Raw genomic sequence first — 20,960 nt, 5'->3', positions numbered from 1 at the left:
TCAGCCGGCGGCCCGGACCGGCGAACCGCTCTTCGTCCGGCCCTCGACGGCGAAGCTCGTCGATGCGACGACGAGTCCGGCCAGGGCCAGGGCCACCCCCACCCAGACGGGCGCGACGAAGCCGAGCCCGGCGGCGATCACCGCGCCGCCGAGGGCCGCGCCGAGCGCGTTCCCCATGTTCAGCGCGGAGTGGTTCAGCGCGGCCGCGATGGATTGGTTGTCGCCGGCGACGTCCATGAGGCGGGTCTGGATGGTCGGGCTGAGCGCGGCGGAGAAGAACCCGACGAGGAAGACGAACACCGCCACTGCCACGATCCATTCCGCCGTCAGCGCGAGGAGCGTCTGCACCGCGGCGAGCGCCAGCAGGCCCCCGATGAGGCTGCGCCGCAGGTCCCGGTCGGCCACGCGCCCGCCGACGAGGTTGCCCACGGTCATTCCCACACCCGAGATGACGAGCACGATCGGCACCGACCACTGCGGCGAGCCCGCCACGTCGGTCACGAGAGTGGCGATGTAGCTGTAGACGGCGAAGAACCCGCCGAAGCCGATGGCCCCGATGCCGAGGGCGAACCAGACCTGGCCGATGCGGAACACCCGCAGCTCCGCGCGCAGGGTCCGCAGGGGCTCCCCCGCGTGATGTGGCACGGTGATGCCTATCGCCACCGTCGCGGCGGCGAAGATCACCGCGACGACGAGGAACGCGGCGCGCCATCCGAACTGCTGGCCGAGGAAGGTTCCCAGCGGCACCCCGACGACGTTGGCAATGGTCAGGCCCGTCAGCACGAAGGCAACCCCCTGGGCGCGTTTGCCGGGCCCGAGCGCGTCGGCCGCGACGAGCGCGCCGATGCCGAAATAGGCGCCGTGCGGCAACCCCGCGAGGAACCGCGAGGCCGCGACGAGCTCGAACGAGGGCAGGACGAGGGTCAGCCCGTTGAAGACGGTGAGGGCGAGGGCGAGGAAGAGCATCACGCGGTGCCGCGGATACTTCGCCGCGGTCCCGGCTATGGTGGGCGCACCCACGACGACCCCCGCCGCGTACAGGGTGATGAGCCAGCCCGCCTGCGCGATCGCCGCCTCCGGGTCGTCCGCGGACACCCCGGGCAGGAGCTCTCCGGCGATCTCGGGCAGCAGGCCCATCACGACGAACTCCGTCATGCCGATGCCGAAGCTGCCGATGGCCAGGGCGAGCAGCGCCCAGCGCGCGTGGGCGCGGGAGATCGTCGGGGTCGTCACTCAGGGAGCGTAGCGCCGCCCCCGTCGTCGTGTCGAATCGATTCGAGCGCTGTCTCGAGCCGTTCGATCTTCGCGTCGATCTCGCCGGTTCGGCCGGGACGGATGTCGGCCTTGAGAACGAGCGAGACCCGTGAGCCGAAGGGCAGCACCGCTTCGGTCGCGTCCTTCACCACGGCCATCACCTCGTCCCACTCCCCCTCGATCTCGGTGAACATCGACGTCGTGCGGTGCGGCAGACCCGATGCGCGCACGACCGCGACCGCCGCGGCGACGGCATCGTGGACCGAGCCGTCGGCGCGGCCGGTGCCGCTGGGGGCGACGGAGAAGGCGACGAGCATGAGAACCTCCGGTTCAGGCGGGGACGGGCGTCGACGGACGGACGGGCACCCGCGCGAGACGGACGACCATCCACACCCCCAGCGCGACGAGCAGGACGTTGCGGATCGTGAGCACCGCGACCCCGAACGGGTGCGCGGCGAGGACCTCACCGTACGCCACGGGGTACACGATCTGGGTGAGTGCGCACAGGACGAGTACCGCGATCGCCGGGCGCGTCCACTCCCGACGGTCGTAAAGCAGCCCGAGGACCACGGGTGGGATGAGCCAGCAGAGGTACTGCGGCGACCCGACCTTGTTGAGCGCGATGAACACCACGACGAGCGCCATCGCCGTCACCGGCAGCAGCCGCATCGCGCGCGCCCCGCGCGCGGTCTTGACCGCGGCGAGGACGGCGACGGACCCCACCCCCGCCGCCAGCAGCGGTGTCATGAGGGCGATCACGGGGTCGATATCGCGGCCGGTCACCTGGAACGTCAGGATCTCGGTGGAGTAGTACACGGAGAATCCGGGGACCCCGAGCATGCTGCCCCAGAGGTAGTACGCGCTGACCGGGGCTTCGACCTGGAGCCCGCGCGAGGTCTGATCGCCGATGAAACCGAAGGCGTGGTCGGCGCCGCCCGCGACGACGATCGCCAGGAGCGTCAGGGCCGAGACGATCGCGCTCGCGCCGATCAGGGCCCAGCGTCGACGCAGGGCGATCGCGGCGGCGGCGCTGAGTGCCGCCGGCCACACCTTGATCCACGTCGCCGCGGCCAGCAGCACGCCGGCGAGCCAGGGCCGCCCGCGCAACCACACGCACCCGAGCACCGCGACGGCCACGGTGACGGCGTCGAGGCGGTAGAGGCCGACCGGACCGAGCGCGAGGATGGCGGCAAGCCAGAACCATGCGGCCCGCGCGCGGCCTCGGGAGCGCGCATCGCCCACGAGCACCGCGAACGCCACCGCATCCAGCGCCGTGACGAAGACCGCCCAGCCGGCCGTGTACCCGGCGATCCACGCGAACCCGTGGGCGAGCACGAGCGGCACGAGTGCGAGCTGCGGGTACACCCAGTCCTCGGTCACCCCGACGATCCCGTCGCCCGCGAGCGCCGCACGCGACCAGGGTTCGTAGACGAGGTACACGTCGCCCATCGGCTGGTTCGGCATGACGAACCCCAGCACGCAGACCAGCAGGTGAACGAGCACGAAAGCGACCCACAGCGCTGCCCGTCTCGTCACGCTGTCATCCTACGTGCGGGCGTCGCACCGCCCCCGGCCGCTCCCGAGCGTCAGCGCGCCGGATCGCCTCCACCGAGAAGAAGCGCGATGACGGCGGGGACCGCCTCGGCGACGTCGAGCGCCGTCACCGGCCCCGGACCGGCGCTCCGCCCCGCGTGCCCGTGAACGAAGGCTGCTGCGGCTGCGAGCCGGGCGAGCGCCGCCGCATCGAGCTCGTGCTGCGCTCCCCGAGCGGCCACGATCGCACCCAGGATGCCGCCCAGCACATCACCCGTACCGGCGGTGGCGAGCCAGCCCGTGCCCGCCCGCACCACCGTCGTCCAGCCGTCGGGGGCCGCCACGACCGTCTCGGCGCCCTTGAGCAGCACCGCGGCCCCGCTGCCCTGCGCCGTCTCGCGGGCTGCGAACGCGCGCTCGGCGAGCGAGGCGCCAGGTGGAGCCTCGGCGAGGCCCAGGAGGTCCCTCAGTTGCGCGTGCTCACTCTGATGCGGGGTCACGACCATCGGCGCCCGGGCTCCCGGGACGAGGTCGAGGGCGCCGGCGTCGACGACCACGGGCAGCTCACCAGCCAGGACCTCCGCCAGCCGCGCCGACTCCGCGGGCAGACGCGTGGCGGCATCCGTTCCCGAGCCGATCAGCCATGCCTGGACGCGACCCGGCCGGGTCACCGTCTCGGGGCGGCGCTGGAGCACGAGGTCGGCGGGTCGCTCGGGTCCGAGGTAGCGCACCATGCCGATGCCGGTGCGCCACGCCGCTTCGACGCCGAGGACCGCGGCCCCGGGATACTCGTGCGAGCCGGTGCGCACCCCCAGCACTCCCCGGGAATACTTGTGGTCATCGGCGGTTGGCTCCCGCAGGAGCGCAGCCGTCTCGCCCGCATCCCATTCGTGGATATCGACCATGGCGTCACCCTACCGGCGCCCAGAAGGAGCTCGGCGTGAGCCAGTTGTTCAGCCCCCTGACCGTCCGCACCGTCGAGGTGCGCAACCGGCTGTGGGTCGCGCCGATGTGCCAGTACTCGTCGCAGGACGGCCTCCCGGGCGACTGGCACCACGTGCACCTCGCGCAGTTCGCCTCCGGTGGCGCGGGCCTCGTGATGGCCGAGGCCACCGCCGTCGTGCCCGAGGGACGCATCACCCCCGAAGACACCGGGATCTGGAACGACGAGCAGCGCGACGCCTGGGCGCCGATCGTCGCATCGATCCGCAGCCGCGGCGCCGTCGCGGCCATCCAGCTTGCCCACGCCGGCCGCAAGGCGTCGACCTTCTCGCCGTTCGCGACCGAGCGCGGCACCGTTCCGGGCGATCGCGGCGGCTGGCAGCCTCTCGCACCCTCGGCGCTGGCTTTCGACGGCTACGACCGACCCGTCGAGCTCGACCTCGCCCGGATCGACGACCTGGTCGCGGCGTTCGCCGCGGCTGCCGAGCGCTCCGTGGCAGCGGGGTTCGAGGTCCTCGAGATCCACGCGGCGCACGGCTACCTGCTGCACGAGTTCCTCTCTCCGCTGTCGAACACGCGCACCGACGCGTACGGCGGTCCGCTCGAGAACCGCGCTCGCCTGCTGCTGCGGATCATCGACGCCGTGCGGGCGGTGGCTCCCGGGACGCCGCTGTTCGTCCGGTTCTCGGCGACCGACTGGGCCGACGGCGGCTGGGACGTCGCCGAGACGACGGTCGTGGCGGGATGGGCCCGCGAGCACGGCGTGGATCTCGTCGACGTCTCCAGCGGCGGGCTCGTCGCGCACCAGAGCATCACGACCGGCCCCGGCTACCAGGTGCCCTTCGCGCGTGAGGTCCGCCGCGGCGCCGCGGTGCCGGTGAGCGCGGTGGGCGAGATCACCACCGGCGCCCAGGCAGAGGAGATCCTCGCCGCCGGAGACGCGGATGCCGTGATGGCCGGCCGCGAGTGGCTGCGCGACCCGCACTTCGGACTCCGCGCTGCCACCGAGTTGGGTGAGGACGCCGCGATCTGGCCGCCGCAGTACGTGCGGGCCCGCCGCCACTGACCCCGCGCCGCGCCCGTCTCGCCCGCCGAGGTCGGCGCGGCGGCTCAGCGCGGAACGCGACGGGTGGCGTCGTGGACCTCGCCGATGAGCTCCTCGATGATGTCCTCGAGGAAGAGCACCGCCGTCGTGCGGCCCTCGGCGTCGCGCACCTGGGCGAGATGCCGGCTCGAACGTCGCATCAGGGCGAGCGCGTCCTCGAGGTCGGTCGTCTCGGCGACAGGGACCATCAGATGGATCCGCTTCGCCTTGATCGGACGGGAGGCGGCGTCGTCGTCCCCCTCGGCCTCGCGCAGCACGTCCTTGAGGTGCACGTAGCCGACCGGCTGGTCGGCCTCGTCGACGATCACGTAGCGCGAGAACCCGTGCCGCGCCACGGCGCGCTCCACGTCCTCGGGTGTCGCCGACTCGGGGAGCGTGACGAGGTCGGTCAGCGGAACCGCCACGTCCTTCGCCTTCTTGTCGGTGAACTCCATGACCGCCGCGACCGTGCCGGAGGCGTCGTCGAGCACGCCCTCGATGCGCGAGGTCGCGACGATCGTGGCGACCTCCTCGAGCGTGTAGGTCGAGGTCGCCTCGTCCTTGGGCTCCACACGGAACAGCCGGACGGTGTGATTGGCGATCCAGTTGAGCACGACGATGATCGGGTAGAACACCCGCGACACCCACCGCAGCGGTGTCGCCAGCAGCAGAACGGCCCGATCGGGCAGCGAGAACGCGAGGTTCTTGGGCACCATCTCGCCGAACACGACGTGCAGGTACGACACGACCACCAGCGCGACGACGAACGCCACGACGTCCACCACGGCCTCGCCCCAGCCGGTGAGCCCCAGCGGCACCGCGAGCAGGTGGTGGATCGCCGGCTCCGAGACGTTGAGGATCACCAGCGAGCAGATCGTGATGCCCAGCTGGCAGGTCGCCAGCATGAGCGTCGCGTGCTCCATGGCCCACAGCGCCGTCTTCGCCGCGCGCGATCCCTTCTCGGCGAGCGGCTCGATCTGCGAGCGGCGCGCGGAGATGACGGCGAACTCGCTCGCCACGAAGAACGCGTTGAAGGCGAGCAGCACCACGAGCCAGGCCAGCCCCGCCCAGTCGTTCATCGGGTCGTCCCTTCCGGGCCGCGCTCACGGCCACCCGGGCCGGCCGCCGCCCCGGAGTCGGAGCCGTCCGGCATCGGCGTCGGCTCGAAGCGCACCCGGTCGACGCGTCGGCCGTCCATGCGCTGCACCGTCAGTGTGCCGTCCTCGATCTCGACCGTGTCGCCCACGACCGGGATGCGCTCCACGACGCTCATCACGAAGCCTCCGACGGTGTCGTACACGTCACCCTCGGGAACGCGGATGCCGGTGCGGTCGAGCACCTCGTCCGGCCGCAGCTCGGCGGGGAAGACGATGCCGCCGGCCACGCGCAGCACCCCGGCACGGTTGCGATCGTGCTCGTCGAGCACCTCGCCCACGATCTCCTCCACGAGGTCCTCGAGAGTGACGACTCCCGCCGTCCCCCCGTACTCGTCGACCACGATCGCCATCTGATAGCCGCGGGCTCGCAGTTCGCCGAGGACCGCGTCGAGGTGCACCGCCTCGGGCACGCGCAGCGGCTCCTCCGCGATCGCCGCCGCCGGCACGTCCGCACGCCGCTCGCGCGGCACGCTGACCGCCTGCTTGACGTGCGCGATGCCGGCGATGTCGTCCATCGACTCGTCATAGACCGGGAAGCGGCTATGACCGGTGCGGCGCGCGAGCTGGATCACGTCCTCGACGCTGTCGCCGGCCGCGACGGCGTGCAGGCTCGGGCGGGGCGTCATCACGTCGGCGGTGGTCAGCCGCGAGAAGGTGAGGGAACGGTCCAGGAGCGAGGCGGTGTCCTTCTCGAGCACGCCCGCGCTGGCCGAGCGGCGCACCAGGCTCGACAGCTCCTCCGCCGAGCGCGCCCCGGAGAGCTCCTCCTTCGGCTCGACGCCCATCGATCGCAGCACGCCGTTCGCGCTGCCGTTGAGCACCGTGACGGCCGGCCGGAACACGGCGGTGAAGGCCGTCTGGAAGGGGATGACGAGTTTCGCCGTCTGGCGCGGGATCGCCAGGGCGAAGTTCTTGGGAACGAGCTCGCCGAGGATCATCGAGAAGATCGTGGCGATCGAGACCCCGACGACCGCGGCGATCGGACGCGACACCGCATCGGACCACCCCCACGACGTGAAAACGGGGCCGAGGAGATTCGAGATCGCCGGCTCCATCGTGTAACCGGTCAGCAGCGTGGTGAGCGTGATCCCCAGCTGAGCGCTGGAGAGATGCGTCGACGTGATCCGCAGCGCCGCGATGGTCATCGACAGACGGGATTCGCCGGCTGCCTGACGAGCCTCGAGATCGGCGCGATCGAGATTGACCAGCGCGAACTCGCTCGCGACGAACAGACCGGTGCCGATGGTCAGGAGCAGCCCCACGCCCAGCATCACGACGTCCATCAGCGGTCACCCCCGAGGGGGCGGTGTCGGCGGGGCGAGGGTCGGCTACTGGGAGGGTCGTCCATCGTGCCGCCGATCTTACGCCTGTCTCGGCCCGAACGGCCGGCCGACCGAGGCGCGGACCCGCTACCAGCTGACCGGCAGCGCCTTGCCCTCCTCGTAGCCGGCCGCCGACTGGAGCCCGACGGTCGCGCGATCGTGGAACTGCGCGACGTCGGCGGCACCGGCGTAGGTGAACGACGAGCGCACGCCCGAGGTGATCATGTCGAGCAGGTCCTCCACACCCGGTCGCAGCGGATCGAGATAGATGCGCGACGACGAGATCCCCTCGGCGAACAGCTCCTTGCGCGCCCGTTCGTAGGCGTCGAGCCGGGTGAAACGGCCCACGACCGCCTTGGTCGAGGCCATTCCCCACGACTCCTTGAAGACGCGTCCCGCGTCGTCGACCTGCACCTCGCCCGGGGATTCGATCGTGCCGGCGAACCACGAGCCGATCATGACGGATGCCGCACCGGCGGCCAGCGCGAGCGCGACGTCTCGCGGGTAGCGCACTCCCCCGTCTGCCCACACGTGCGCCCCGAGGGCAGCGGCCGCCTGAGCGGTCTCGAGCACGGCCGAGAACTGCGGCCGGCCCACAGCGGTCATCATGCGGGTCGTGCACATCGCGCCGGGTCCCACCCCCACCTTGAGGATGCTCGCCCCTGCCTCGACGAGGTCGTTCACGCCGTCGGCGGTGACGATGTTGCCCGCGACGATCGGCAGCCCGAGCCCCAGCGCCGACACCTCGCGCAGCGCGCGGAGCATCCCCTCCTGGTGACCGTGGGCGGTGTCGACCACCAGCACGTCGACACCGGCGGCGGCCAGCGCACGGGCCTTCGCTGCGGCGTCTCCGTTGATCCCGATCGCCGCGGCGACGATCAGGCGGCCGTCCGCGTCGACGGCGGGGCGGTAGATGGCCGTCCGCAGGGCGCTTCGACGCGAGAGGGTCCCGACGAGCGCACCCTGATGCAGCACGGCGACGACCGGCACTCCGGCGGCATCGATGAGATCGAAGGCCGCGCGCGGATCGGGAACGTCGTCGGCGTCGATCGCCGTCGCGCGGTCGCGCACGAGGTCGCCCAGCCTCGCATCGGCGAGCGCCGTGGCGAGGCGAGCCGCCGGCACGATGCCGGCGATGTCGTCGATGCGCAGTCCCGCCGCCCGCTGGTCGGCGACCACGATGCCGTGCCCGTCGAGTGCGGGCAGCACCCGCGAGGCCTCGGCCACCGTGGCATCCGGCGACATGACGATCGGGGTGTCCCACGCGACCGGCTGATCCTTGACCCAGCGGATGGCCTCGTCGAGGTCCTGGAGGGGCATGTCCTGCGGCAGCACGCCGAGTCCGCCGCGGCGCGCGAGCGTCGCCGCCAGACGCGGGCCGGTGACCGAGTTCATGTTCGCCGAGACGATCGGGAGGGTCGCGGCGGTCCCGTCGCGCGGTGACAGATCGACGTCGAGGCGGCTCGTGACGGCCGAGCGCCGTGGAACGAGGAAGACGTCGGAGTAGGTCAGGTCGACCGTGGGCTGAGCTCCCGAGAAACGCATGCCTCTTACGGTACGCCGCCGCCCGGAGGCGGGCCCGGCCGCGCGCGGGGAGCCCGGTGGAGCGTGTCACGATGCGATACCGCGCTCGTCGCGTGCGGCGTTCGCGGTGGGGATCTGGGCTACCCTAGGACACTGTGCGCGGCGGCGGATCACCGCCGTGAGAACTGATCTTCACCGATGAAAGCAGGCGATCTGCCGTGTCCAGCCAGGCGACCGGAATCGGAACCTCGAACGACGGAGAGTTCGGAGCGAACGAGTGGCTCGTCGCGGAACTGTACGAACAGTTCCGCGAGGACCGGAACTCGGTGGACAAGGAGTGGTGGCCGACGCTCGAGGCCTACGCCCAGCACGTCGGCGCCGCGGGCGACGCAGCGGCAGCGCCCGGCTCCGCCCAGCCCGCAGCGGCGGAGCCCGCACCCCAGCCCGCGACGGGCAGACCCGCAGCCGCCGCGTCGGCCCATCCGGTGACGGCCCCCGTCCCGACGGTCGGCGCGCAGCCGGTGGCGCGCACCACCGCCCGCCCCGCCGCTGCACAGCCGGTTCCGGCTCAGGCGCCCACGGCTCCCTCGGCCGAGGTCGAGCAGCGCGAGGACGTCGTCACGCCGCTGCGCGGCATGCCCAAGACCCTCGCGGCGAACATGGACGACTCCCTCACCGTGCCGACCGCGACGAGCGTGCGGACGATCCCCGCGAAGCTGATGATCGACAACCGCATCGTCATCAACAACCACATGTCGCGCACACGCGGCGGCAAGATCAGCTTCACGCACCTCATCGGCTGGGCCCTCATCCAGGCGCTGAAGGCCTTCCCGAGCCAGAACGTGTCGTACGCCGAGGTCGACGGCAAGCCCTCGGTCGTCGCGCACGCGCACGTCGGACTCGGCATCGCGATCGACCTCCCCAAGCCCGACGGCACGCGCGCCCTCATGGTGCCCAGCATCAAGCGCGCCGAGTCGCTCACCTTCGACGAGTACCTCTCGGCGTACGAGGACCTCGTCGGTCGCGCACGCAAGAACAAGCTCACCGCGGCGGACTTCCAGGGCACGACGATCTCCCTGACGAACCCCGGCGGCATCGGCACGGTGCATTCCGTGCCGCGCCTGATGAAGGGCCAGGGCAGCATCATCGGCGCCGGCGCCCTCGACTACCCGGCCGAGTTCCAGGGCTCCAGCGAGAAGACGCTCGTCAACCTGGGCATCGGCAAGACCATCACCCTCACCAGCACCTACGACCACCGCGTCATCCAGGGTGCGGGGTCGGGCGAGTTCCTCAAGACCGTGCACGAGCTGCTGATCGGCAAGAACGGCTTCTACGACGGGATCTTCGCGGCCCTGCGCATCCCCTACGCGCCGATCCAGTGGTCCACCGACATCAACGTCGATCTGGCCGAACGCGTCGACAAGACCGCACGCGTGCAGGAGCTCATCAACTCCTATCGTGTCCGGGGCCACCTCATGGCCGACATCGACCCGCTCGAGTACCGCCAGCGCACCCACCCCGATCTCGAGATCGAGCAGCACGGACTGACCTTCTGGGACCTCGACCGCGAGTTCGTCACGGGAGGCTTCGGCAGCAAGCGCGTCATGAAGCTGCGCGAGATCCTCGGCGTCCTGCGCGACTCGTACTGCCGCACGATCGGCATCGAGTACATGCACATCCAGGACCCGGGCCAGCGCAGGTGGTTCCAGGACAACGTCGAGGTGAAGTACCAGAAGCCCGGCCACGACGAGCAGCTGCGGATCCTCGGCAAGCTCAACCAGGCCGAGGCGTTCGAGACGTTCCTGCAGACGAAGTACGTCGGCCAGAAGCGGTTCAGCCTCGAAGGCGGCGAGTCGCTCATCCCGCTCCTGGACGAGATCCTCCAGGGCGCTGCCCGCACCGGGCTCGAGGGTGCCGCCATCGGCATGGCCCATCGCGGCCGCCTCAACGTGCTCACCAACATCGCCGGCAAGACCTACGGTCAGGTCTTCCGCGAGTTCGAGGGCTCGGTCGCGATCGGATCGAAGAGCGGGTCTGGGGACGTCAAGTACCACCTCGGCACGGAAGGCACCTTCGTCGGCGACGAAGGCCAGGAGCTCCCGGTCTACCTCGCGGCGAACCCCTCTCACCTCGAGACCGTCGACGGTGTGCTCGAGGGCATCGTCCGCGCCAAGCAGGACCGCGGCCCGATCGGCTCGTTCGCCTGGCTCCCGATCCTGGTGCACGGCGACGCGGCCTTCGCCGGCCAGGGCGTCGTGGTCGAGACGCTGCAGATGTCGCAGCTGCGCGGTTACCGCACCGGCGGCACCGTGCACGTCGTCGTGAACAACCAGGTCGGCTTCACGACCCTCCCGCTCGACGCCCGGTCGTCGGTGTACGCCACCGACGTGGCCAAGGCCATCCAGGCGCCGGTCTTCCACGTCAACGGCGACGACCCCGAGGCCGTCGTCCACGTCGCGCAGCTCGCCTTCCGGTACCGCCAGGAGTTCAAGCGCGACGTCGTGATCGATCTCGTCTGCTACCGCCGCCGCGGCCACAACGAGGGCGACGACCCCTCGATGACGCAGCCCCTGATGACGAACCTCATCGAGGCCAAGCGTTCGGTGCGGCGCCTGTACACCGAATCCCTCGTCGGACGCGGTGACATCACCGAGGAGGAGTACGAGCAGGCAAAGCGCGACTTCCAGGACCGCCTCGAGGTCGCGTTCGCCGAGACCCACGCCGCCGAGACCGGCGCATCGGGTGCCGTGGGACTCTCCGGCCCGGTGGATCAGGCCGTCGGGGCGCCCGAGACCACGGGCGTCGGCGAGGACGTGCTGCACCAGATCGGCGACGCCTTCGTCAACGCGCCCGAGAACTTCACGGTGCACGGCAAGCTGAAGCAGCTGCTCGACAAGCGCAACGACATGAGCCGCAACGGCAACATCGACTGGGCGATGGGTGAGCTCTTCGCCTTCGGGTCGCTGCTGATGGAGGGCACGAACGTGCGCCTCGCCGGACAGGATGCCCGTCGCGGCACCTTCGTCCAGCGTCACGCCGTGCTGCACGACCGGTCGAACGGTCAGGAGTGGCTGCCCCTCGCGAACCTGTCCGAGAACCAGGGCCGCTTCTACGTGTACGACTCGCTGCTGAGCGAGTACGCGGCTATGGCGTTCGAATACGGCTACTCCGTCGAGCGGGCCGATTCCCTCGTGCTGTGGGAGGCCCAGTTCGGCGACTTCGCCAACGGCGCGCAGTCCGTCATCGACGAGTTCATCTCGTCGGCAGAGCAGAAGTGGGCGCAGCAATCGGGCGTCGTGCTCCTGCTCCCCCACGGCTACGAAGGTCAGGGCCCCGACCACTCCTCGGCCCGCATCGAGCGGTACCTGCAGATGTGCGCCCAGGACAACATGACGGTCGCGCGCCCCTCGACGCCGGCGTCGTACTTCCACCTGCTGCGCCGTCAGGCCTACGCCCGGCCGCGTCGCCCGCTCGTCGTCTTCACCCCGAAGGCGATGCTCCGCCTGCGCGGCGCCACGAGTCCGGTCGAGGACTTCCAGAACGGTCGGTTCGAGCCCGTGCTCGACGACCGCTCGGTCGCCGACAAGTCCGGCGTCAAGCGCGTGCTGCTGCACGCGGGCAAGATCCACTGGGACCTCAAGGCGGAACTCGACAAGAACCCCAACCCCGCCATCGCGCTCGTGCGGCTCGAGCAGTACTACCCCGCGCCCGTCGAGGAGCTCAACCGCGTTCTGGCGGGTTACCCCGATGCCGAGGTGGTATGGGTGCAGGACGAGCCCGAGAACCAGGGCGCCTGGCCGTTCATCGCGCTCGAGGTGGCATCGCAGCTGCAGGGCCGGTCGATCCGCGGGATCACGCGCCCCTCGGCGGCATCCACCGCCACCGGGTCGCCGAAGGTGCACGCCGTCGAGCAGGCGAAGCTCATCGAGCAGGCGCTCACCCTCTGACGCTCCATACGGAGATGCCCGCTCCGCCCCTTGTTCAGAGGGTGGCGGAGCGGGCATCGACGGTCACGGCGTCCGCTGTCGCGGGCCCGAGGGGTCCGTCAGGCGTGGGCGGCCGTCTGCGCCGCGCGCAGCCGCGCGAGCACCTGATCGCGCAGTTCCTCGGGCGCCGTCTCCTTGCACGCTCGCGCCACCACATCGGTCAGCGTGCGCGAGATCACGGCCTCCTCCTGACATGACGGGCAGCTCTCCAGGTGCTCGCGGATGTCGGAGTGCTCGGTCTTGCACACTTCGTTGCGCAGGTACTCTTCCAGGCTCTGGCGCGCTTTGTCGCAGCCGCAGTCGCTCATTTCTTGCTCCTCGTAGGGGGCGTGGCGATGCCACGCTCCTTCGCATAGTCGGCCAGCAGGTCGCGAAGCAGGCGTCTGCCACGGTGCAGACGACTCATGACCGTACCGATCGGGGTTTTCATGATGTCGGCGATCTCCTGGTAGGCGAATCCTTCGACGTCGGCGAAGTAGACGGCCAGCCGGAAATCCTCCGGGATCGACTGCAGGGCGTCCTTGACGGCCGACGCCGGCATGCGATCGATCGCTTCAGCCTCGGCGGACCTGCTGCTCGAGGCGGTGGTCGATTCCGCCCCGCCCAATTGCCAGTCCTCGAGGTCGTCGATGGTGCCCTGGTAGGGCTCGCGCTGCTTCTTGCGATACGTGTTGATGTACGTGTTCGTCAGGATGCGGTACAGCCACGCCTTCAGGTTCGTGCCCTGGGTGAAGGACGACCAGGACGCGAATGCCTTCACGAATGTCTCTTGGACGAGGTCGGCGGCGTCGGCGGGGTTGCGCGTCATGCGCATGGCCGCGGCGTATAGCTGGTCCATGAACGGGAGCGCCTGCTCCTCGAACTGGACACTCGGATCGGTGACCGCTTGCTCTTCCATCAGCGGCCAGTCTACGTCGGCGTCCCACGCGTCTATCACGGGATCGATCGTGGCGATCATGGACTCCTTCCCTCCAGAGGTCGAACGCGTTCGATACTGTGGAAACCCATGAGCCACCACGCGTATTCCCCTCGCCCCGTCACCGACGGCGCGCCGTGGCGCGCGCCGGTGGCCGACGGCCCCGTCCGGGCCGACGTGTCCGTCCCCGGGTCGAAGTCCCTGACCAATCGAGAGCTGGTGCTCTCGGCGTTGGCGGACTCCCCGTCGCGCCTGGTCGCACCGCTGCACTCCGACGATTCCGCGCGGATGATCGAGGCGCTGCGAGCGCTCGGCGCCGGGATCGAGGCCGTACCCGGCGACGGGCGTTTCGGCCCCGACCTGGTCGTCTCGCCGCTGAGCGGACAGACCGTCGACGCGGTGATCGATTGCGGGCAGGCGGGCACCGTGATGCGCTTCATCTCCCCGCTGGCGGGTCTCGCCCGGGGCGAGGTGACCGTCACCGCCCACGAGAGCGCCTTGCACCGTCCGATGGCCGAGATGATCCGGAGCCTGCGCGAGCTGGGCGTCGATATCGACGACGGCGGCCGATGGATGCTGCCCTTCCTCGTGCACGGGCATGGCCACGTGCGCGGCGGGGAGGTCACCATCGACGCGAGCGCCTCGAGCCAGTTCGTGTCGGGACTGCTGCTGGCGGCGCCCCGTTTCGATGTCGGCCTGCGGCTGGTGCACGAGGGCCGGCGACTGCCGAGCCTCCCCCACATCGACATGACGGTCGAGGCACTCGCCCATCGCGGCGTGCACGTCGAGCGTCCGAGCGAGCGGGAATGGCTCGTTCCCGCGGGCCCGCTGCGCGGCAAAGAGCTCGCGATCGAGCCCGACCTCTCCAACGCCGCGCCGTTCCTGGCCGCGGCCGTCCTCACCGGCGGCCGGGTCTCGATCCCGCACTGGCCGGTGCATTCGACCCAGCCCGGCGCCCTGCTGACCGACATCCTCACCGAGATGGGCGCGCGCGTGACCCGTCGCAGCGGGGTCCTCTCGGTCACCGGCACCGGCGAGGTTCGCGGCGTCGACCTCGACCTCTCCGCCGCGAGCGAGCTCACGCCCTCGCTGTTCGCACTCGCCGCCTTCGCCGATGCGCCCAGCACGCTCCACGGCATCGGCCACATCCGCGGCCACGAGACGGACCGCATCGCGGCGCTCGTGGGCAACCTCCGCGCGCTCGGCGGATCCGCCGAGGAGCTCGAGGACGGCATCCGCATCACCCCCACGCCGTTGCGGGGCGGGCTCTGGCGTGCGCACCACGATCACCGCATGGCGACCGCGGGTGCGATCATCGGGCTGCGCGTCGCGGGTGTCGAGGTCGACGACATCGGAACCACCGCCAAGACCCTCCCCGAGTTCCCGCAGCTCTGGGACGAGATGCTCGGCCGCGGGTCCGAGGATGCCGGGTGAGCTGGCTCGACGACGCCGACGACGAGGTCGACGAGGGGTATGACGACGCCGACTTCCGGACACGCCCCAATCCCAAGGCCAACCGGCCTCGCACCAAGCGCCGCCCGTCGCACGCGGATGCCGTCGTCGCGCGGGTCCTCGGTGTGGACCGGGGCCGCTACACGGTCCTGATCGACGAGGACGGCCCCGACGAGCACACGTCGCTCGGCGTCCGGGCGCGCGAGCTGCGTCGGCAGCCCATCGTGACCGGCGACCTCGCCCGCGTGGTGGGTGATGTGTCGGGCGACGAGGGCACCCTGGGGCGGATCGTGGGCATCGAGCCCCGCACGACGCTGCTGCGCCGCAGCGCGGACGACACCGACCAGGTCGAGCGGATCGTCGTCGCCAACGCCGACCAGATCGTGATCGTCGTCGCCGCGGCCGACCCCGAGCCTCGACCCCGATTGGTCGATCGCTACCTCATCGCCGCCCTGGACGCCGGCATCCATCCGCTGCTCGTGGTGACCAAGACCGATCTGGCCGACCCGACCTCGTTCCTGGCCCATTTCGAGGGTGTGGACGATCTCGAGGTCCTCACCAGCGGCCGCGGACGGATGCCGGTCGACGAGCTGGGCGCCAAGCTCGTCGGCCACGCGACGGTCTTCGTCGGGCATTCGGGGGTCGGCAAGTCGACGCTCGTGAACGCCCTGGTCCCCACGGCCGCGCGCGCGACGGGGCATGTCAACGAGGTCACCGGGCGCGGGCGGCACACCTCGAGCTCGACGGTGTCGCTGCGATACATCGCCGAGCAGGGGCGTGGCTGGGTCATCGACACACCCGGTGTGCGCTCGTTCGGCCTCGGGCACATCGACCCCGCGAACATCCTCGCGGCCTTCACCGACCTGGCCGCCGTCGCCGAGGAATGTCCCCGCGGCTGCACCCACCTGCCCGACGCGCCCGACTGCGCGATCGTCGAGGCCGTGGCCGAGGGCCGACTGGGCGAGCGCGGCGCGGCGCGGCTGGATTCGCTGCAGCGCCTGCTGAGCACGTTCGCTGCATGACGGCATGCCGCGGCGCCTCGTCCTAGGCTGGGTGCATGACGCGTCTCGAAGCCGGCTCCCCCGCTCCCGATTTCACGCTCGACGATCAGGACGGCACGGCCGTCTCGCTCGCGGATCTGCGCGGCCGGCGCGTCGTGCTGTTCTTCTACCCGGCCGCCATGACTCCGGGCTGCACGCGTGAAGCGTGCGATTTCCGCGACAGCGTCGAGAGCCTGCGCGCGGCCGGCATCGATGTCCTGGGGGTCTCGCGCGACGACGCGGCGAAGCTCCGGCGCTTCCGGGAGCAGGAAGGGCTCACCTACCCGCTGCTGAGCGACCCCGACCACGCCGTCCACGAGGCGTACGGGGCGTGGGGCGAGAAGATGAACTACGGCAAGACCGTCGAGGGCGTCATCCGCTCCACCTTCGTCGTCGACGGCGATGGCCGTCTCGAGCATGCGCTGTACAACGTCAAGGCCACGGGCCACGTCGCGCGTGTACGCACCCTGCTGGGAATCGACTGACGAACCGGCCGTCGCCTAGGCGCCGCCCCGGTCGTGGGCGGCGCGTCGGGTCGCCGCCACGAGCAGCACGAAGCCCACGACGCCCGGAACCGCCAGCAGAACGGCGGTGCCCGCGTCGGCGTACTGGCCGGTGGCCGCGCCGAGCGCGACGGCCAGGATCAGCAACTGTGCCACGATGCCCCCGGAGCGGCCCCACGAGACGCGACGCCACACCGAGACCGCGAACGCGGCAAGGGCGAGCGCACCGACCGCGGTGAGGACGATCAGCGCCACCGAGCTGGGGACGTCGATCGTGTCGCCGTCCAGGAGCGCGATGATCTCCCACCCGATCACGGCCAGCAACGCGACGGCCTCGGCAGCGAGGACGGCACCGGCGAGGCGTTCGACGGCAGTGGGCGCCATGGCATCCGACTCTCTCCTCGGGCGGCGCGAGGGACCCGGTCCTCACGGCCGGCGCGCGCGAATCCGCAGTTCACCCTTGATTCATCTGTCCGGGCTATGGGACGATGGATCAAGCCGTGTGCTCCCACAGCGAAGTGGGGCGAGCAACCGCTCGCACACTTAACCAGGGTACCGGACGACCCGAGTCCGGCCCGACGTAAACACCACCCCATCAAGGAGCACCACATGGATTGGCGCGACAAGTCTGCCTGCCTGACCGTCGACCCCGAACTCTTCTTCCCCGTCGGGAACACCGGGCCGGCCGTCGACCAGATCGAAAAGGCCAAGGCCGTCTGCGCGCGTTGCACCGTGACCGAGATCTGCCTGCAGTACGCCCTCGAGACCGGACAGGACTCGGGTGTCTGGGGCGGTCTCTCCGAGGACGAGCGTCGCGCGCTCAAGCGCCGCGCCGCGCGCGCCCGCCGCGCCTCCTGAGGCCGGGCTGAGCCCCGAGGGGCTCAACCGGCTTCGCGCTCGATGTAGCGCAGCGGGATGTCGATCGTCACCTCGGTCCCGCTTCCGACGAGCGTGTGCCAATCGATGGTGCCGCTCAACTCCCCCTGGATGAGGGTGCGCACGATCTGCGTACCGAGGCCCCGTCCGACCTGTCCCTCGGGAAGACCGACGCCGGAATCGCGAACCTTGACCTCGAGGCGCTCCTCCGAGCGTTCCGCGACGATCTCGACGTCGCCCTCGGTGCCGGCGAGTCCGTGCTCGACGGCGTTGGTGACGAGTTCGGTCAGCGCCAGCGCGAGCGGCGTCGCGTAGGCGCTCGGGAGCGTTCCGAACTGACCCGACGAGCGTGTGCGTGCACGTGTGTTGGGGGCCGCGGCGACCTCGGCGACGAGCTTGAGGACGCGAGCGAACACCTCGTCGAAGTCGACGTTCTGAGCCAGGCCCTCGGAGAGCGTGTCGTGCACCACGGCGATCGCCGAGACGCGGCGCATCGCCTGGGTGAGGGCGTCGCGCGCCTCCTCCGAATGCGTGCGGCGCGCCTGGATGCGCAACAGCGACGCCACCGTCTGCAGATTGTTCTTCACCCGGTGATGGATCTCGCGGATCGTCGCGTCCTTGGTGATGAGCTCCTGCTCCTGGTGCCGGATCTCGCTGACGTCGCGGCACAGCACGATGGCGCCGATCCGGGTGCCGTTGTCGCGTAGCGGGATGGTGCGCAGCGACACCGTCACCCCGCGCGCCTCGATGTCGGCCCGCCAGGGCGCGCGTCCGGCCATCACGATGGGAAGCGACTCGTCGAACTCCCGCTTGCTGGGCAGGATCGCGGTGGCGACATCGATGAGCGGCTCCCCCTCCAGCTCGTCCTCGAAGCCGAGCCTGTTGAATGCCGAGAGGGCGTTGGGGCTGGCGAAGGTGGTCATGCCGTCGACGTCCAGGCGGATGAGACCGTCCGAGGCGCGCGGAGCGCCGCGACGCGGAGCGGTCGGCGCGCTCAGATCGGGGAAGTCCGATGACGCGACCATGCCGAACAGGTCGTCGGCGCAGTCGTTGAAGGTGATCTGCTGGCGCGACGGCGTGCGCGCCTCGCCGAGGTTGGTGTGACGGGTGAGGACCCCGACGACGTGTGCCGCACGATCGGCGCCGGCGCGCTCGCGCACGATCGGTACCGCGCGCACCCGGGTCGGCGTCTCCTCGAACCAGTCGGGCGACGCCGAGTCGACGATGCGAGCCTGCGTGAAGGCGTCCGTGACCTGCGTGCGCCACTGCGGCCTCACCCGATCGCCGACGATGTCGCGGTAGAACAGCGTCGCGGCTCCCCCGGGGCGGGTGTGCGCGACGGCGATGAAGGAATCGTCTGCGGTCGGCACCCAGATCACGATGTCGGCGAAGGCGAGGTCGGCGAGCAGCTGGCCGTCACCGGCGAGACGATGCAGCCACTCGACATCGGCGTCGGTGGAGAGCCCCTGGGCATGGACGAGATCGCTGAGGGTCGACACGATTCCAGACTAGGGGGCGGTCGCTGTGACCGCGGCGTGCCGTTCCGCGCGGCGTTTGCGGCTGGAGGTGCGCGATCTCCGAGCCGCATCGTTCGGCCCGGGCGGCGACACCGCCTCGCCGACCAGGCGACGCACGGCAGCAGGGATCGCACCGCGGGCCGCTCCCTCGCCGATGGGCCGGGCAGCGAGCAGCGCGGCGTCCGCGGCGCGAGGATCCCACGGCACGAACCAGCAGCGCTCGATACCCGCGTACCGCTCGAGGCTGCGCCGCACCTGCCCGCGGGCGTCGATCCCGAGCGGCCCGCCGCGCAGCTTGTTCACCACGACCCTCACCGGCGTCGCGCCCACTGCCGATCGCAGGTCGGGATACGAACGGAGGAACCGCGACACCCCGACGGGGTCGGCTGCCACGACGGCCACGACGAGATCGGCCGCGGTGAGCGCGGCGAGGGTCGCGGCGTTGCGTCGTGGTCCGTCGAGGTCGCTGACGATCTCCTCGTCGCGTTCGAGCGAGGCCGACACATCGAGGATGAGATCGTCGACCCAATCGCGGGCCACGTCCACGGCCCGCTCGAGACGGTCGGCGCTCAGCTCCGGCCAGCGACCTGGGCGGTTGATTCCCGGCAGCACCTCGACGTCGCCGAGCGGCACGGCGATACGGGTGAGCTCGGCGGGGGTGAGCTCACCCCGGCCCGCCTGCCGGCATGCCGCCGCCAGGCCGGGCCCCTCGTCGGCGACGCCGAGGGCGAGGGCGAGGGACGGAGCGTGGGTGTCGGCATCGGCGAGCCCGACGCGCCGGCCGTCGCGCGCGAGCTCACGGGCGAGCTCGATCGACACGGTGGTGCGTCCCGGCGCGCCGGCCGGCCCCCACACCGCGATGGCCCGTCCGCGTGCCGGAGCGGTGTGCGCCCGCGGCAGCGCGTTCACCGCTGCGACGGCGTCGACGTCCTGGCCGACGGCGGCGAGGCCGAGGGATTCCGCCAGGCGCCGGTCGGCGTCGCGTCGGCAACGGGCGACGATGCGCGTGTCGAATCGGTCGCAGCTCGCCACGAGGGCGGGTGTGAGAACGGAACGGTCGGCAGGAAGGACGAGCACGTCGGCCCGCGCGAGCTCGCCGGCGAGCGCCGACCCGGCGGCGTCGCTCGCGAGCTCCCGGGGTGACGTCGTGGCGACGACCTCGATCCCGGCGGCACGCAACCGCGCCGCGAACCGGCCCGCGTCGGGCAGCGCGACGAGAACGCGCATCACGGAGCCCCCGTGGGGATGACCGAGATGGCGTCTCCGCGGGCGATCGCGGCGAGGGTCGGTGCGACGTCGCTGCGGTCGACCACCAACTCGACATCGGCCGTGGCCTGCGCCATGACGCCGTCGGCGACGCGGACATCGCGCACCGTCGCGTCGGCCACGAGGATGCGGGGCTCATCGAAGACGCCCCGCTCCTGTTGCGGGGCGTGCCAGACCTCGACGCGCGAGCCTGCCGCCACGGATGCGGGGACCGCGTGGCCGAGTGACACCACGACGGTCGTCACCTCGAGATCGGCGTGCCCGACCACCGCGCCGGTGGGTACGAGTTCTCCGTCGCCGATCGTGCGCACCGCCACGGCTCCCGGCTCCAGTTCGCCGGGTGCCAGGTACGCCTCGCGCAGCGACGCGAGGGAGACGTCGACCACGCGCAGATCATGCGCCTCGAGGGTCTCGCCGACGGTGATCGTGCGTCCGGCGGCGAGAACGGGGACGGTCTGACGAGCAATCGCGACGACCGACCACACCCCCGCGACCGAGACGACGACCAGGACGATGCCGAGCAGGAACCGCGCATCGGTCCAGAACGCGCGCGGCCGGGGAGCGGGAGAAGCGGACATGCACCATATG

Annotated in this window: 19 protein-coding genes; 6 read left to right on the top strand and 13 right to left on the bottom strand. The window is 71.1% G+C overall.

Annotation, left to right across the window (positions count from 1 at the left end):
• The 4 genes from HW566_RS13030 to HW566_RS13015 are packed head-to-tail and all read right to left on the bottom strand — an operon-like array spanning position 1 to position 3,692.
• Positions 1 to 1,233 (bottom strand): MFS transporter, encoded by a 1,233-nt coding sequence (locus tag HW566_RS13030; RefSeq protein ID WP_178013520.1) that lies wholly within the window; start codon positions 1,231 to 1,233, stop codon positions 1 to 3.
• The gene (locus tag HW566_RS13025) at positions 1,230 to 1,571 is read right to left on the bottom strand and encodes a thiamine-binding protein (RefSeq protein ID WP_178013518.1); all 342 of its coding nucleotides are present in this window, start codon (positions 1,569 to 1,571) and stop codon (positions 1,230 to 1,232) included. Before HW566_RS13025 ends, HW566_RS13030 begins: the two co-directional genes overlap by 4 nt.
• A 13-nt stretch (positions 1,572 to 1,584) precedes the next feature.
• A complete protein-coding gene (locus tag HW566_RS13020; RefSeq protein ID WP_178013516.1) occupies positions 1,585 to 2,790 on the bottom strand; it encodes a glycosyltransferase 87 family protein in 1,206 nt (401 codons plus the stop codon).
• Between the two features lie 50 nt (positions 2,791 to 2,840).
• Complete coding sequence (locus tag HW566_RS13015; RefSeq protein ID WP_178013514.1) at positions 2,841 to 3,692, bottom strand: ADP-dependent NAD(P)H-hydrate dehydratase; 852 nt, start codon at positions 3,690 to 3,692, stop codon at positions 2,841 to 2,843.
• Positions 3,693 to 3,727: 35 nt separating this feature from the next.
• Here HW566_RS13015 and HW566_RS13010 point away from each other — a divergent pair, with 35 nt between their 5' ends.
• Positions 3,728 to 4,795: an NADH:flavin oxidoreductase/NADH oxidase gene (locus tag HW566_RS13010; RefSeq protein ID WP_178013512.1), complete on the top strand. Its 1,068-nt coding sequence runs from the start codon at positions 3,728 to 3,730 to the stop codon at positions 4,793 to 4,795.
• A 44-nt stretch (positions 4,796 to 4,839) separates the two neighbouring features.
• Here HW566_RS13010 and HW566_RS13005 read toward each other — a convergent pair whose 3' ends face one another.
• The 3 genes from HW566_RS13005 to HW566_RS12995 all read right to left on the bottom strand — a co-directional run bounded on the left by HW566_RS13005 (position 4,840) and on the right by HW566_RS12995 (position 8,837).
• On the bottom strand, positions 4,840 to 5,892 hold the full coding sequence (locus HW566_RS13005) for a hemolysin family protein (RefSeq protein WP_178013510.1): 1,053 nt from the start codon (positions 5,890 to 5,892) through the stop codon (positions 4,840 to 4,842).
• Positions 5,889 to 7,253, bottom strand: coding sequence for a hemolysin family protein (locus HW566_RS13000; RefSeq protein WP_178013508.1), 1,365 nt, complete (start codon positions 7,251 to 7,253; stop codon positions 5,889 to 5,891). Before HW566_RS13000 ends, HW566_RS13005 begins: the two co-directional genes overlap by 4 nt.
• A gap of 126 nt (positions 7,254 to 7,379) precedes the next feature.
• Complete coding sequence (locus tag HW566_RS12995; RefSeq protein WP_178013506.1) at positions 7,380 to 8,837, bottom strand: GuaB1 family IMP dehydrogenase-related protein; 1,458 nt, start codon at positions 8,835 to 8,837, stop codon at positions 7,380 to 7,382.
• A gap of 197 nt (positions 8,838 to 9,034) precedes the next feature.
• Between HW566_RS12995 and HW566_RS12990 the strand changes: the two genes are divergently transcribed.
• Positions 9,035 to 12,763, top strand: a complete 3,729-nt coding sequence (locus HW566_RS12990) for a multifunctional oxoglutarate decarboxylase/oxoglutarate dehydrogenase thiamine pyrophosphate-binding subunit/dihydrolipoyllysine-residue succinyltransferase subunit (RefSeq protein ID WP_178013504.1) — start codon at positions 9,035 to 9,037, stop codon at positions 12,761 to 12,763.
• 98 nt (positions 12,764 to 12,861) lie between these two features.
• Here the strand turns inward: HW566_RS12990 and HW566_RS12985 are convergent, their stop codons facing one another.
• Positions 12,862 to 13,110 (bottom strand): zf-HC2 domain-containing protein, encoded by a 249-nt coding sequence (locus HW566_RS12985; RefSeq protein ID WP_178013502.1) that lies wholly within the window; start codon positions 13,108 to 13,110, stop codon positions 12,862 to 12,864.
• Positions 13,107 to 13,760 (bottom strand): sigma-70 family RNA polymerase sigma factor, encoded by a 654-nt coding sequence (locus tag HW566_RS12980; RefSeq protein ID WP_178013500.1) that lies wholly within the window; start codon positions 13,758 to 13,760, stop codon positions 13,107 to 13,109. Before HW566_RS12980 ends, HW566_RS12985 begins: the two co-directional genes overlap by 4 nt.
• Positions 13,761 to 13,808: 48 nt before the next feature.
• On the opposite strand from HW566_RS12980, the gene aroA reads away from it, so the two are divergent.
• The 3 genes from aroA to bcp are packed head-to-tail and all read left to right on the top strand — an operon-like array spanning position 13,809 to position 16,695.
• Positions 13,809 to 15,152: a 3-phosphoshikimate 1-carboxyvinyltransferase gene (gene aroA / locus HW566_RS12975; protein WP_178013498.1), complete on the top strand. Its 1,344-nt coding sequence runs from the start codon at positions 13,809 to 13,811 to the stop codon at positions 15,150 to 15,152.
• The gene (rsgA, locus tag HW566_RS12970) at positions 15,149 to 16,192 is read left to right on the top strand and encodes a ribosome small subunit-dependent GTPase A (protein WP_178013496.1); all 1,044 of its coding nucleotides are present in this window, start codon (positions 15,149 to 15,151) and stop codon (positions 16,190 to 16,192) included. Before aroA ends, rsgA begins: the two co-directional genes overlap by 4 nt.
• Positions 16,193 to 16,227: 35 nt before the next feature.
• On the top strand, positions 16,228 to 16,695 hold the full coding sequence (gene bcp, locus HW566_RS12965) for a thioredoxin-dependent thiol peroxidase (RefSeq protein WP_178013494.1): 468 nt from the start codon (positions 16,228 to 16,230) through the stop codon (positions 16,693 to 16,695).
• A gap of 15 nt (positions 16,696 to 16,710) precedes the next feature.
• Here the strand turns inward: bcp and HW566_RS12960 are convergent, their stop codons facing one another.
• Positions 16,711 to 17,097, bottom strand: coding sequence for a histidine kinase (locus HW566_RS12960; RefSeq protein ID WP_178013492.1), 387 nt, complete (start codon positions 17,095 to 17,097; stop codon positions 16,711 to 16,713).
• A gap of 225 nt (positions 17,098 to 17,322) precedes the next feature.
• Here HW566_RS12960 and HW566_RS12955 point away from each other — a divergent pair, with 225 nt between their 5' ends.
• The gene (locus HW566_RS12955; protein ID WP_023955350.1) at positions 17,323 to 17,571 is read left to right on the top strand and encodes a WhiB family transcriptional regulator; all 249 of its coding nucleotides are present in this window, start codon (positions 17,323 to 17,325) and stop codon (positions 17,569 to 17,571) included.
• A 23-nt stretch (positions 17,572 to 17,594) separates the two neighbouring features.
• On the opposite strand, the gene HW566_RS12950 is transcribed toward HW566_RS12955, so the two are convergent.
• Genes HW566_RS12950 through HW566_RS12940 form a run of 3 tightly spaced genes read right to left on the bottom strand, consistent with a single transcriptional unit; the run spans position 17,595 to position 20,950 of the window.
• Positions 17,595 to 19,088: a sensor histidine kinase gene (locus tag HW566_RS12950; RefSeq protein WP_178013490.1), complete on the bottom strand. Its 1,494-nt coding sequence runs from the start codon at positions 19,086 to 19,088 to the stop codon at positions 17,595 to 17,597.
• 9 nt (positions 19,089 to 19,097) lie between these two features.
• The gene (locus tag HW566_RS12945; protein ID WP_178013488.1) at positions 19,098 to 20,333 is read right to left on the bottom strand and encodes an AAA family ATPase; all 1,236 of its coding nucleotides are present in this window, start codon (positions 20,331 to 20,333) and stop codon (positions 19,098 to 19,100) included.
• Positions 20,333 to 20,950 carry an SAF domain-containing protein gene (locus HW566_RS12940; RefSeq protein ID WP_178013486.1) on the bottom strand — a complete coding sequence of 206 codons (618 nt, stop codon included), beginning with the start codon at positions 20,948 to 20,950 and terminating at the stop codon, positions 20,333 to 20,335. Before HW566_RS12940 ends, HW566_RS12945 begins: the two co-directional genes overlap by 1 nt.
• Positions 20,951 to 20,960 lie beyond the last annotated feature (10 nt).

This window comes from Microbacterium oleivorans (genome assembly GCF_013389665.1).
GTDB classification, from domain to species: Bacteria; Actinomycetota; Actinomycetes; order Actinomycetales; family Microbacteriaceae; genus Microbacterium; species Microbacterium oleivorans_C.
This window is presented reverse-complemented; position numbering and strand designations above follow the sequence as displayed.

Coding starts and splice junctions, on each gene's coding strand:
- HW566_RS12980 (WP_178013500.1), bottom strand. CDS start 13,760: ATGATCGCCACGATCGATCCCGTGATAGACGCGTGGGACGCCGACGTA.
- HW566_RS12995 (WP_178013506.1), bottom strand. CDS start 8,837: ATGCGTTTCTCGGGAGCTCAGCCCACGGTCGACCTGACCTACTCCGAC.
- bcp (WP_178013494.1), top strand. CDS start 16,228: ATGACGCGTCTCGAAGCCGGCTCCCCCGCTCCCGATTTCACGCTCGAC.
- aroA (WP_178013498.1), top strand. CDS start 13,809: ATGAGCCACCACGCGTATTCCCCTCGCCCCGTCACCGACGGCGCGCCG.
- HW566_RS12955 (WP_023955350.1), top strand. CDS start 17,323: ATGGATTGGCGCGACAAGTCTGCCTGCCTGACCGTCGACCCCGAACTC.
- HW566_RS12985 (WP_178013502.1), bottom strand. CDS start 13,110: ATGAGCGACTGCGGCTGCGACAAAGCGCGCCAGAGCCTGGAAGAGTAC.
- HW566_RS13005 (WP_178013510.1), bottom strand. CDS start 5,892: ATGAACGACTGGGCGGGGCTGGCCTGGCTCGTGGTGCTGCTCGCCTTC.
- HW566_RS13025 (WP_178013518.1), bottom strand. CDS start 1,571: ATGCTCGTCGCCTTCTCCGTCGCCCCCAGCGGCACCGGCCGCGCCGAC.
- HW566_RS12960 (WP_178013492.1), bottom strand. CDS start 17,097: ATGGCGCCCACTGCCGTCGAACGCCTCGCCGGTGCCGTCCTCGCTGCC.
- HW566_RS13015 (WP_178013514.1), bottom strand. CDS start 3,692: ATGGTCGATATCCACGAATGGGATGCGGGCGAGACGGCTGCGCTCCTG.
- HW566_RS12940 (WP_178013486.1), bottom strand. CDS start 20,950: ATGTCCGCTTCTCCCGCTCCCCGGCCGCGCGCGTTCTGGACCGATGCG.
- HW566_RS13000 (WP_178013508.1), bottom strand. CDS start 7,253: ATGGACGTCGTGATGCTGGGCGTGGGGCTGCTCCTGACCATCGGCACC.
- HW566_RS12945 (WP_178013488.1), bottom strand. CDS start 20,333: ATGCGCGTTCTCGTCGCGCTGCCCGACGCGGGCCGGTTCGCGGCGCGG.